The organism is Streptococcus pseudopneumoniae, assembly GCF_001068775.1.
In the GTDB taxonomy this organism is placed as follows: Bacteria; Bacillota; Bacilli; order Lactobacillales; family Streptococcaceae; genus Streptococcus; species Streptococcus pseudopneumoniae_N.
On the sequence record NZ_JWAJ01000008.1, the window covers coordinates 1 to 12,349 of the forward strand.

The 12,349-nt window shown below is 36.1% G+C and carries 11 protein-coding genes; 6 read left to right on the forward strand and 5 right to left on the reverse strand.

Translation table 11 applies throughout. The features are described 5' to 3' along the window. Window positions 1–287: 287 nt before the first annotated feature. Complete coding sequence (locus ADF68_RS00135) at window positions 288–1,235, reverse strand: AEC family transporter (protein ID WP_049548119.1); 948 nt, start codon at window positions 1,233–1,235, stop codon at window positions 288–290. A 77-nt stretch (window positions 1,236–1,312) separates the two neighbouring features. After that, window positions 1,313–2,938: a malolactic enzyme gene (locus tag ADF68_RS00140; RefSeq protein WP_049548120.1), complete on the reverse strand. Its 1,626-nt coding sequence runs from the start codon at window positions 2,936–2,938 to the stop codon at window positions 1,313–1,315. Window positions 2,939–3,295: 357 nt separating this feature from the next. Between ADF68_RS00140 and ADF68_RS00145 the strand changes: the two genes are divergently transcribed. Both ADF68_RS00145 and ADF68_RS00150 read left to right on the forward strand, forming a co-directional pair. Beyond that, on the forward strand, window positions 3,296–3,646 hold the full coding sequence (locus ADF68_RS00145) for a helix-turn-helix domain-containing protein (RefSeq protein ID WP_049548143.1): 351 nt from the start codon (window positions 3,296–3,298) through the stop codon (window positions 3,644–3,646). Between the two features lie 129 nt (window positions 3,647–3,775). Next, complete coding sequence (locus tag ADF68_RS00150; protein WP_049548121.1) at window positions 3,776–4,654, forward strand: LysR family transcriptional regulator; 879 nt, start codon at window positions 3,776–3,778, stop codon at window positions 4,652–4,654. Window positions 4,655–5,369: 715 nt separating this feature from the next. Here the strand turns inward: ADF68_RS00150 and ADF68_RS00155 are convergent. Both ADF68_RS00155 and ADF68_RS00160 read right to left on the reverse strand, forming a co-directional pair. Beyond that, on the reverse strand, window positions 5,370–5,990 hold the full coding sequence (locus tag ADF68_RS00155; RefSeq protein WP_049548122.1) for a hypothetical protein: 621 nt from the start codon (window positions 5,988–5,990) through the stop codon (window positions 5,370–5,372). Between the two features lie 50 nt (window positions 5,991–6,040). Continuing rightward, window positions 6,041–8,728, reverse strand: a complete 2,688-nt coding sequence (locus ADF68_RS00160) for an SEC10/PgrA surface exclusion domain-containing protein (RefSeq protein ID WP_049548123.1) — start codon at window positions 8,726–8,728, stop codon at window positions 6,041–6,043. A 132-nt stretch (window positions 8,729–8,860) separates the two neighbouring features. Between ADF68_RS00160 and ADF68_RS00165 the strand changes: the two genes are divergently transcribed. After that, entirely contained in the window at window positions 8,861–9,199 is a 339-nt protein-coding gene (locus tag ADF68_RS00165; protein ID WP_049548124.1) for a helix-turn-helix domain-containing protein, read from the forward strand. 34 nt (window positions 9,200–9,233) lie between these two features. Here the strand turns inward: ADF68_RS00165 and ADF68_RS00170 are convergent, their stop codons facing one another. Continuing rightward, on the reverse strand, window positions 9,234–10,331 hold the full coding sequence (locus ADF68_RS00170; protein WP_049548125.1) for a hypothetical protein: 1,098 nt from the start codon (window positions 10,329–10,331) through the stop codon (window positions 9,234–9,236). 207 nt (window positions 10,332–10,538) lie between these two features. Between ADF68_RS00170 and ADF68_RS00175 the strand changes: the two genes are divergently transcribed. From ADF68_RS00175 to ADF68_RS00185, 3 genes are read left to right on the forward strand one after another with little or no spacing between them, the layout of a single operon-like run. After that, on the forward strand, window positions 10,539–10,931 hold the full coding sequence (locus ADF68_RS00175; protein ID WP_049548126.1) for a hypothetical protein: 393 nt from the start codon (window positions 10,539–10,541) through the stop codon (window positions 10,929–10,931). Window positions 10,932–10,946: 15 nt separating this feature from the next. Beyond that, window positions 10,947–11,486, forward strand: coding sequence for a hypothetical protein (locus ADF68_RS00180; protein WP_049548127.1), 540 nt, complete (start codon window positions 10,947–10,949; stop codon window positions 11,484–11,486). Between the two features lies 1 nt (window position 11,487). Next, window positions 11,488–12,210 carry an ATP-binding protein gene (locus ADF68_RS00185; protein WP_049548128.1) on the forward strand — a complete coding sequence of 241 codons (723 nt, stop codon included), beginning with the start codon at window positions 11,488–11,490 and terminating at the stop codon, window positions 12,208–12,210. The last annotated feature ends 139 nt before the right edge of the window (window positions 12,211–12,349 follow it).

Genomic DNA, 12,349 nt, shown 5'->3' on the forward strand with positions numbered 1-12,349 from the left:
GAACCAAGTTGGTCCTCTCCAGGTTATAACTTTTCATCAACCCACTACAGTTGACAAAGAGCCTGTAAGTATAGTCATTCTTTCGAAGAACGTTTACTAAATTGTAATGCTTTACGAGCTTTTTTCAATCCTAGTTTGAAAAGTCTGGTTTTTAGGACAGCTCAAAAGCGCTTGATAGCAACCGTCAGAAGAGTTTCTTCTGATTTCAATTTCAATAAATAAAAATTTATGTATCTAAAATAGTGCAATTTCTTAATGCAAAACTTTCAATCCTATCTTCTTCCTTCTTATCCTAACAAAGTTTGTAATATTGGAATAACAACGATAAATAGAATCGTACTTAGAGTCACTACATTCGTAGAGAATTCCACATCTCCTTTTCCTTGATTAGCAAGGATTGGGAGAACTGCCAGAGCTGGTGTAGCAGACTGAATCATAAAGGTCTTAAATTCTACTGTTGCCATATTTGGTGCAAAGAACTTCAATACAAGAAGCATGATCAGAGGAGCTAGGATAAAGCGTCCAACCAAGGTGACAATTGTATCTTTATCAAAAGCAATCGTATTCAAGCCTGCCTTAGCAAGAACAATACCAATATAAATCAGAGATAAGGGAGTGACGATATTTCCAACATAGGTTAAGGTATTCGTTGCAAAATCTGGAATAGGAATTCGGAGAATCAAAAATAGTAGGGCGACAAGAAAACCTACAAGCGGAGCTGGTAGCAATTTCTTCCAGTCAAATTTAGTTGTCTCCTTGCTTTGACCCGATTTACTGTCGCTCGTCATCAAATACACGCCCAATGTCCAGGTGGAAATCGTATTGGTGATATAGTAAATCAAGAAATAAGGAAGAGCCTGATCCCCAAAAAGAGCAACGTTTAAAGGTAAACCAATAAAAATAGTATTGGCATTCACAAAGGTATTAATCATGGTTCCTCGCCGTCCTGGACGAACCTTGAAAACCACAACTGTAATATAAGCTACGATATAGCCCAAGATAAAGGCCACAAATGTATAAAGGAGACCTCCAGAAAGACTGATTAGCTTATCTAGTGTTAGGTATTTCATCACCGAAACAAAGATTGAAGCTGGCAAGGCTACATTCATGATCAAACGAGACAGGTTGGGACCAAAGCTATCTCCAAACCATCCCCTAACCTGAAGAATATACCCCAAAACAATAATAGCGATAATCGGAATGATACTCGTAATCGAGGTTAAAAAGAGTGACATAGGTATCCTTTCTAAATTACTTAAGTCCACAGCCCATACAAATCTGTGGCTAGTGAAGGATAGACAGCAGCAATGAATTATTTATACTCTGGATACCACTTCAAATCATGAACTGCTTTGGCCATATCTGTTTCCTTAGCACGCGCAAGACCTTGCTCTTGTGCTTTTTTAGCGACTGCTTCTGCTACTTTAATAGAAACATCTGCTACATACTTGAATGGTGGCAAGACAGGAGCTCCTGGTTGGCCTGGATTGACAATACCACTCAATGAATGAGCTGCTGCTCCAATCATTTCATCAGTCAAAAGACTTGCTTCAGAAGCCAGCATACCTAGACCAAGACCTGGGTAGATCAAGGCATTATTGGCTTGACCAATCACATAGTCGACACCTTTATAAGAAACTGTATCAGCAGGAATTCCTGTTGCGACAAAAGCTTTGCCATCTGACCATTCAATCAAATCTTTAGCACTAGCTTCAGCTAGTTTGGTTGGATTTGACAAAGGGAAAATCATCGGACGCTCTGTGTTTTCACACATAGCCTCTACTATTTCTTTAGTGAAAGTATTAGGCTGAGTCGAAGTTCCTACAAGAATGGTTGGCTTCACAGTCTTCACTACTTCAAGCAGGTCAGTCAACTTGTCTGCATTACTAAAGTCAGCACGTTTCTTAGCAAACGGTTTTTGTTCAGGGGTTAGGTCATCCATGTCATCAAAGAGAAGACCTTGTTTATCAACCATAAAGAAACGTTTATAGGCTTCTTCTTCAGAGAGACCTTCACTCACCATTTCACGCAGAACACGAGAGGCAATTCCTGCACCCGCAGTACCACCACCATAGCAGAGATAAACTTGATCTGTTAATTTTTCACCACTAATATCCAGCGAACCAAAGATACCACCCAAGGTAACGATTCCTGTACCTTGAATATCATCATTAAAGGTCGGAATTTGTTTCCGGTATTTTTCAAGAATATTGGCAGCATTCAAGCGACCAAAATCTTCCCAGTGAAGGTAAAGTTTAGGAAAGAGACGTTCTGCTGTTTGAACAAATTGGTCAATGAAGTCGTAGTAACGATCTCCGCGGACCCGTTCGTGACGATTTCCTAAGTAATTAGGATTGTTACGAAGTTCTTCACGGTTAGTCCCTGCATCGATGACTAAAGGAAGGACCATCGAAGGATCGATTCCAGCAGCACCCGTATAGACCATCAATTTCCCAACAGAAATATCAACACCATTTGTTCCCCAGTCACCAATTCCAAGGATTCCTTCTGCATCTGTTACAACAATGAGACGAATCTCGCGATCCCCAGCAGCATTTTTCAAAGTGGCTTCAATATTTTCAGGATGATTGATATCAAGATATCCCGCATATTGGGGATCTACAAAGAGATCACTATAGCCTTCAATCGTATCTGCGATGGTTGGGTCATATACAATTGGATTGAATTCTTCCAAATGTTGAGAAAATAGGTAATAGAAAAGAGTCCTGTTGGTATTAAAAATTTCCATTAGGAAAAGACGTTTTTCCAAATCATTGGCTTTTGTTTGCATTTGTGCATAAGTTTGCGACGCTTGTTCTTCAATCGTTTGAACATAAGGTGGTAGTAAACCAATAAGGCCTAGTTCCTTTCTCTCCTCTAAGGTAAAAGCAGTTCCCTTATTAAGGAAAGGATTATTTAAAATATCATGTGCAGTCATAATGCAACCTCCTTTTTACTTATATTATACCAAATAAAACGAATTGTTTATGAAACTTTGTTGCTTATAAAATACAATCGGATACGTATATGTTATAATGAATCTACGAGAACAATTTCTAAAAAGCTCTTTTATACTTAAAACACTATTATTGATGACACTTTAAGTTGTTATATTTTATAAAGTTCTGGACTCATCAAACTCTCGATAATCACTCTTTACTAAAATTTTCGATCAAAAGAAACTAATCATACAAATTAGCAATCCTAATTAAAATAAATATCATATAAGTTTGCTATATAATACTTTGTATTTTTTAAGGTGTTTTTTGTCATGCAAAACTTGTATTCTATTTATATGACAACTAAAAACTATTTACAACAATATATTTCCCAAAAAGTGAAATATTTTCGAACACAGAAAAAAATGAGCCAGGAAGAACTTTCGGAACATGCAGGACTTGGGCTAAAATATATCAATCAACTTGAAAACCAAAATGTGAATCTGACCATTCACAGTCTTGAAAAAGTGATTGTCGCCCTAGAGATGACCCCAGAGGAATTTTTCAATTTTGATAGCCTTGAATCAACCTCTGATAAGACTGACAATCTTTCACTCAAAAGAATCAACATGAAGATTAAACAGCTCCCTATTGATAGACGAGAAAAGATGTTGGTCATTTTTGAAAGTATCTTAGATAATCTTTGAGATCCCTGACTCACTTACATTTTAACTAGTGAATACCCGTATAGTCAAATTGTAGGCTACGGATAAAAATTATTTATCTGCTGATTTCCCCACTTATTTTCCTTCTCCAACTAATGAAAGTGAACCCATATGAATTTAAAAGATCTACAATATTTTTATGACCTCTGCCAGCTTCAATCCTATACGGAAGTAGCAAAACAACATAAAGTCAGCCAACCATCTATTTCTTATGCTATCAAGCGCTTAGAGGAATCCTTTAACTGCAAATTGATTCACCATGACCCCTCGCATCGTTCCTTCAAGCTAACTCCTCAAGGACAAATCCTTCTAAAGCATACAGAACTGATTTTACCTGAGGTCATTTCTACTCGCAAAGAAATTAATCGCTCCTTGGCACAATACTCTACTGTAGGATTCCCTCCTATTATCATTCAGTATCTCTTTGCTGCCTTAAACGAAAAAGATAAATTCGATTTTTTAAAAAAGGTACGCCCTATCCGCGGTGGCTCCGTGGAGTTATTAAACTTTCTCATCAAAGGAGACCTTGATGCAAGCCTACTCGGTTTGATTGAACCTCTCAATTATCCTTCAATAGAGACACACGAGCTATTTCATAAAGAACTGTATGTCGTTTTATCTAAGAACCATCCTCTTGCTACTGCTCCTTCTCTCGCTTTTGAAGAATTAGTAGATCAATCCTTTATACTTTTAGACGAACACTTTGTTCACCTGAAAGCTTTTGAAATGCTTAATCAAAAATATCAAAACAAGGCAGAAATATTCTTTAAGACTGATGACATTGTCATTCTTAAAGAACTTTTAAAGAAAGGGATTGGCCTTAGTTTACTGGCTGATATCGCACTTTCTGATGAAGATGATAATTTAATCAAGATCCCTCTTATACCGAAGGATCAGATAACTTTTACAGTTTACTACACTTATCTTAAATCAGCCACACCGTCATCAGAAGTAGAGGCCCTATTTCATCTAATTAAATCATATGAATAGAAAAAAACTCTAACTATCAACTACTTGATAGCTAGAGTTTTTTACATTATAGGTATTAGGTTAAAGTACGAAGAAATAGGATATGATCGCCGAGTCTTTTCATTTACCCGATACCTTTCAAGGAGATTTCTAATTATAAATCTACAAGATATCAATAAAAAAGAACACCCCAAAAGGTGCTCTTTGTAAGTATAGTAATTCTTTCGAAGAACGTTTTGAGTGCAGTGGTTGCCATCCAATCAAACATCGCTTCGCTTGTTTTCTTGGGGCAACTGTGCATAGCATATCTCTATGCGACTAAAGTCGCTAGAGCTATCCTAATTGCGCACCGCCAGTTCTCATAGAAAAAAACACCTTGCAATATGCAAAGTGTTTTCGTTTGTATTCTGCTGTCCAGCAACGAATTAACGTTTAGAGAACTGGCTAGCTTTACGAGCTTTCTTAAGACCTGGTTGGGGCACCACTTATTTCATCTAATTTCAAAGTACTTTAAAATTACCGTTTTCATAAGTTTTCAAAAAATAAAATTTTAACTAATTTCAATCAGTTTCATTAAAATAAGGTAAACTTTCATCAAAAATAAGCAAAAATCGAACCAGAATATCAAAAGTTTCCCTTATATAAAATTTTTACATATCAGAACAACATCATAGAAAAGAGAGCATAGCGCTCTCTTTTAATTTATCACTATACATGTTTGATGAACAACTTTTTCCTATTCCAACAATGTATACTCTCCACTTTCCAACAAATCTATTACTTTTTGTACAAATTGTTTTGAAAGTAAATCCACAATATCTGCTCCACGAGTTTGAAAGTCTTCATCTATCTCTTTGATTTCTAATTGAGAATTTTTTACTCTTTTTTCATCAATTGGAGAATGAAAACTATATTCACCTATTTCATAGTACAAAAAATAAAGATATTCTTTCTTACCTAAACTATAATCAAAAAATTCAATTTCCTTGTTAGTGTCATAGTCATAGTAACTATTTTCCCAAACTATGGCATTTCTTTTTTCGTTATATAGCTTTTCATAATTTTTTTCATAACTATAGACTCGTTGTTTTTTCTCTCCTATATATTGTTTATGAATCATTGTTGGTTTATATTTACTCAATAGTTTTTCTTTCATATCATAGTATTTTTCCATATTTTCTTCAGCATCTTCAATGTTATTTTGTTGATGTAAATAATATCTTGCGTTTTTATATTCTTTTATCTTGTCGCGATAGTTTTTAGCTCGCTTATTTACAGAGTATATACATTCTGCAATAATAGCATTAGTGAGTTCTTTTCGTTTAAGTAAATCTGAGTATTTTTTAGGAGTTCTCATATCGTAGATCCTTTCATTTATTAAAAAGAGGGGACACCCCCTCTTTCTTGCTATCTAAATTTTCGTTTTCCAGCAAAAGCAAGTAGTCCAACACTTGCTCCAAGCATTGCTAAAAGTCCTGACTCCTTCGATCCTGTATTTGGAAGTTGTTTCTTAGATTCTGATTTTGCATTGGTAGCTTGTGCAGGCGCTTGATAAGTTTTATCGTCTTTAGTTCCTACGGTTACTTTTTCTGCTGTATAATCAACCACATTCCCTTTATCGTCTACTACTGGAACTGGTTGGTAGCCAGCTTTTTCAAGCTCTTTACGTTTGGCATCTGCAAGTTCAGCCAAGCGTTTTGCTTCGGATTCTTCAAACTTCGCTTTGGCAGTTTCGTAAGCAGTTTGGGCTTGACCTGCTGCAATGCTCTTAGTTTCATAGTCTACTTTAGCTTCGTTTTGTGCTTTGTAGGCATCTTTAAGCTCTGCTTCAGCTTTTTCAAGCTCTGCTTTCACTTCTTTCAAACGAGTATGAGCACCTTTAAGGTCTGCAAGTTCTTTTTCGGATTGTTTAACTTCGTCTTGAGCACCTTGAAGTTCTTTCTTAGTAGTAGATACCGCTTGGGCTTTGCTTGTAGCAATCGCTTCAAGCTCTTTCATCTTATCTTCTTCTGCTTTAAGCGCTTCTTGTGCAGTTTTAAGAACTTTCTCAGCGTCTTTAAGTTTCGCTTGTGCATCTTTAAGAGCTTCTTCTTTTGTAGCTTTTGAAACAGTCAAATTATTGACAAGAGCGTTAGCATTAGAAAGAGTAACTACTGCCTTATCATGACGGTCTTTTGCTTCATCAAAGGCTTTTTGAGCGTTAGCAAGTGGGCTTTCACCTTTCTTCAAGGCAGTCAAGTTAGCTTCTGCGTTTGTAAGAGCAAGTTTAGCATCTGATTCTGCTTTTGTTTTTGCTTCAAACGTAGTTTGTGTGTTATCACGAACAATCATAGCATCAGCAAGTGCTTGACGAGCTTCGCTCAATTTACGCTCAATCACTTCATCGCTAAGTGGGTTTGCAATAGGTGTTTTATCCCATTTAGAACCGTCTACATAGTCACTACGAATAGCAGTCAAGAAGTGGGTAGTATAGAAGTCGTCTGTTTTACTTTGAGCTACACCACCGAAGTAGATAGTTTCATGAGCATGGTCGAATTGAAGGATACCCTCTGTGTGAGCGTAATCACCCTTAGTAGACACCAACATTACAAGGTCATCGTACAACTTAGCTTTCATTTCACCAAGAGTTTTACGGTAAACCCCATCAGCATCATCGAAGTTGTGGAAACTATAAGTGGTTACAGTATTTTCATAATACTGTTCACCCTTGCTTTCTTCCTCTGCATCTGTTGTAGGCAGACCATATTCTTTGGCAACCTTGTTGATACCGATAGCATAGTGTCCGACACCACCTTTAGCACGGTAGTCATCTTTCATTGCTTTAGAGAAGTTTGCTTTCAAATACTCTTTTGCAACCTTATCGGCAAATTCAAGAGAAGTTTTTGAAAGAACTACATCAGACAAACCAAGTTGACGGCGCATTTGGTTGATAAGGTCTACTACATAGTAGTTCAACTCATCTTTAATCTCTTGTGGGAGATTGTTAATGTCATAACGAGTTTTATCAGTTTGATCAGCTTTGGTTAGAACGTATTTATTCAGTTTCTTGTGTTCTACTTGAGCATTCACAATCTTATTGTAAAGTTCCATAGTACGTTTATCACGGTCTTCTGAACTCCAAGAACTTGTATCTTGGTCGTTATAAGCCATATTTTCTTTCACTGCTTGAATGAAAGCTGGTGAAAGAGTGATGGTTTGTTTCTTAGAGCTATCTTGAAGAGCATCAAGAGTAGATACCGCTTGGTTGTAAGTAGCAAGAGCATTATCACGGTTAGCTTTCGCTTCTTTAGCTTCTGCTTCTTTAGCTTCTACATCTTTTGTAGCAGACTTAACAGTGGTTTCTGCTTTTTTGAGTTGGTCGGCAAGCTCACCATCCAACTTCTTAGCTTCATCAAGAGCTGCTTGTGCATCTTCTTGTGCTTGTTTGCTTGTAGCTTCTTCTTTAATCGCTGCGTCTTGTTTCTCTTTAGCGTCAGCAAGACCAACACCATTCAAAGCGTCCTCTGCATTTTTAACGGTAGTTTTAGCATCAGCTACTCCATTTTCTGCTTGAGTCACGTCTGCTTGTTTAGTTCCAACAGTTTTGCCTTGAATAGCAACCTTACGGTCTGCATCATCTTGTTCAGTTTGCGCAGAAGATACCGCTTGTTCTTTGGTAGGAACGTTTGCTTTAGCAGTTTCCACTTTCTTCTCTGCGTTTTGAATCGCTTCTGGTGTTGCTTTGTCAGCAATCTTTTGAGCATCGTCTTTAGCTTGTTTCAAGTCTGCGACTTTCTTTTCTGCTGTATCAGAAGTTTCATTGGCTTGATCCAAGACTTCTTTTGCTTTATCTGCATCTTCTTGGGTTTGTTTAGCAGTAGCACCAAGTTCAGCAACGTCTTCCTTAGTAGGAACTTTCACTTCAGTTTTCTTAGGCGCTTCTTTCTCTATCAAGGCTGGTTCGGTTTGAGCAGTTGTAGGCAATGGAAGCTCTACCGTATCTGCGTGAGCAGTTCCGATTGTTCCGACAAGACCAGTTGCTGCAATGGCAGAAATAACCGCACCTGTATACAATTTTTTAGTAGTACTTTGACTATTTTCCGTAGCTTTTGACATTTATAAACTCCTTTTGTACAATGCCCTATGCATTTTATTAAACTATAGTACTATTTTACCATACTTTTATCGTTTTTGGATAGTTTATTATACTTATTTTTAAAGAAAACAGATAGTACAATGGTATATAGTATGGAATATAATAAATTACAAAAGCATATCGCATTTCGCATACGTGAATGCAGAAAAGAGCAGGGATTAAGTCAGGAAAAATTATCTGAAATAGCTGGTCTAGGTGTTAAAGCTATCCAAAACATAGAAAATATGAAGTACGATTTCAAGATAAAAACTCTTGAATCCGTAATCAAAGCCCTAAATCTAACGGTCGAGGAGTTCTTTGATCTACAATCATATGAATCAGAGCGAGAAGATTCTGCAGAAGTACTTTTTGAAAACTTAACAAAATTACCCAAAGATAAGCAAGGAAAAATTATATCCTCATTTAATGAGATTGTAAAGAATATCAAATAAACCCAGCCAAAATAAATTTTGGTTGGGTTTTTCATTATATCTTTAAGTCTTCGGAATAATATTTATCTAACCTAATCTGATTTTCTTCCCACTCATATTCCTCTTCCAGTTCGTCAGCTTCTTCTTCTAATTTAATTGAAAAAGTACGCAAATAGTCAATACCAGATAATTCTAATGAATTTGTTTTTTTCACAGCATTAGTAACAGAAAGTATCAATATTGGCTCTTCCAAAAAAATAGCTCCTAAATATAAAGCAAATCTTATGTAATTTAATTTTTTTATGTTATTTGAATGTAAAGACTCACTCTCTGGTTGCAGGATGGGAAATTCTCTGAACCTTTGTAGTAAATTATCATCCATCTTTTTAGAACCATTTGATAATCTATGAAATAAAGATCTTTTTTCATCTATTTCTTTATTGATGAACTCTTCTACAAAAACTTCCTGTTTGCAGCATACTCCATCTAGTTTTAGCTTCTTGTATTGATCCCTCATAATCTTGCTATAATTTTTCTTGATATACAAATCAGTAACACTTTCTTCAGTTTTAAAATCAGAAATATTTAAAAATGCCTCATATTCCGATAGAGATATGCAAGATATTTCATCACCAATCTCATTGAAATTAATTAAATTATCTTTTATTTTATTTGAAATATAATTTAATTTTCTAAAATATATAAGCTCCTCTGGACAAGGAAATATTTTTGGCAAAAATGATAAAAGAAAAGTAACACATTCTGGATGATATAACAGTTCATACCCCAATTCCAAAGACAACTTAATATTACTAACCTTTCTATAAAATTGTGTTTCTGTTTCTAAAAGATATTGCTTCACTAATGGAAATTCTTTTAAAATCGGAATAAGGTTCGTAATGTCTTTTTCTACTCCTCTTTTAATTTCATTATAGAAAGCGTCAGGATTCTTCAATCTAAGCCCCAGTTCTTCTTGTACAAAATCACCAGCCCTCTTATAGATGCCATCATCCTTGTATTGTTCGAATTGTTCCACAATGATATGTTGGTAGTTATTTTCTATGTATCTTGCTAAAGAATTTTCTATATCTAATAAATCATTAATCTTAATGTACGGTTCATAAAAGTTAAACCAAGTATCAGATTTTGACATATATTCCTCCCCCGAAACTTATGAATTGATTCCCACTTTTGCAATTATTTTACCACATTTGCTTTTTTTTATCAATTTATTTTTGAACCCTATCTGCATAGGCAAATTAATGTCTTCGTGTTATCATATTTTTGTTAACACAAGAGCTCTTTTACTCGTCAGCATTCGCGATAAGCTGACCATGCTTTTTTGACAGGAGGAATTAACATGTCAAAAGAAAAAAAATTAACACCTGGCAACCACGAAAGTGCAAGAGCATTTTTGGATGCTTTATCAACTTCTGTTGATGTCCCATCAGCTGTTAAAGTTGTTGACAAAAACAATGGCATCATCAACGAAGGTCAGGAAAACCAACGCCCTTGGGCATCTCTAACATGCGTAGATGTCAAACTCTATGAACAGTTCGCTAGCATTAATCAAGAATCTTACTGTCCAACTTTCAAAGTCAAGTTGAAAAACTATCAGAACGAGAATTTAGATGGTTTGATTAACGCTGACATCGTAATTAGCAAGTATGACTTATCATTTGTACTTGATAAACTCAAGCAACCAGTCGGACTAGCTCTTGTCGCTGAGCTTGCCGACATTTCGCTCAAATAGAAGAGAGGTGGCAACATGAAGAAACTTGTAACAAAATTCATGAAATTAGAGTGGTACTATCAGCTTTTTATAGCTTTAATCAGCTTTGTTTCGCTAGCGCTACTTATTAAGTTTCTACTATGGATAGTTCCATTTGTCTTTGGATTTTTAATGCTGATGTGGATTTTCACAAACGGAGAAATTTTCTCTCTACCTTGGCAACGATACAAACAGAGAAATCAAACCTCTGACAATCTTTTGTACGAGAAGTTATATCACTGGTTGACAGAAGAAGGTGTGACAGAACTACCAATTTCCACACTAAATTTCACGCAAGGGATAGAAGAAGATAAACCAGATACTTACTTTGTTCACATCAACAAAGAAATCTCTGATGAACTTCTTGCAGAGTTTGAAACAAAAGTAAGACAAGTTGTAAAAACTATGTCAAACGATTCTACAGATAGCATTGTGAAGCGTGTGAAGCGTGAACCCTTCCTTGCAATCAAAGTTCGTTTAGTGTCAACTCATGACATGATGCTAATGCAAAAACCTCAGAGAGAAGAGGACTTCTAGCATGATAAAAAATGTTTTCGAGGTCAATAGCAGAGGTCAACCAACCTCTGCATCTATTGACATTAACCGATTTTTCGCATGGATTATTGCAGGCCCGTCTGGTTCGGGAAAATCCACTTTTTTGAGAAGACTTTTAGGACTCATTTCATTTCATGATACAGATGCTGAAGCTTACTTTTTGGATTTTAAAGCAGATGAAGAAATGTTTTCAATGACTAGTGATCATGTCACAAGAGGTTTTAACTGTCTAGAATTGTTCGAAACAGTCTACCAACGTTTTGAAGCTAGACTTGATAAGCAAGAACAAAACTCGCATAATCTTTACCTAATTTTTGATGAGTGGCAAGCTTTTCTCGCTTATCTTGAGCAAACCGACAAGAAAAAACATAAAGATGTTTTATCAAAAATGTTAATGATGAATAGCATGGGTAGGAGCCTAGGTTTACGAATTATTTTGTCCAGTCAACGTTTCTTGATGTCTGATTTACCAGGGCGGTATAACTTCAACTGTATAATTTCATTATCTACTAGTTTTCTCATGTCTACGAATAACAGGCAGCTTCTATTCCCAGATATGGAAAAAACCGAAGTTGTCGTAAAACCTAGAGGATATGGCTATTTCCAACTTGAGGGAGAATCTGTTAAAATGTTTCGCACTATTCAAGTAAGAGACGAGGGTCGGCTAAATCAACGGATGCAAGAGCTATTTTCAAGATATAGCTAGCGCTTTTTCTGCTACACTTGTTTAGCGCGACAGTAAGCTTATTTTGAAGTTTCATCATCGGTTTAGTGTCGGCACGACATTGCCAGCAGAAAAATGACTGCTTGCAAGGGCTAGAGGGTGGAGATTTTTCAAGCGTAAC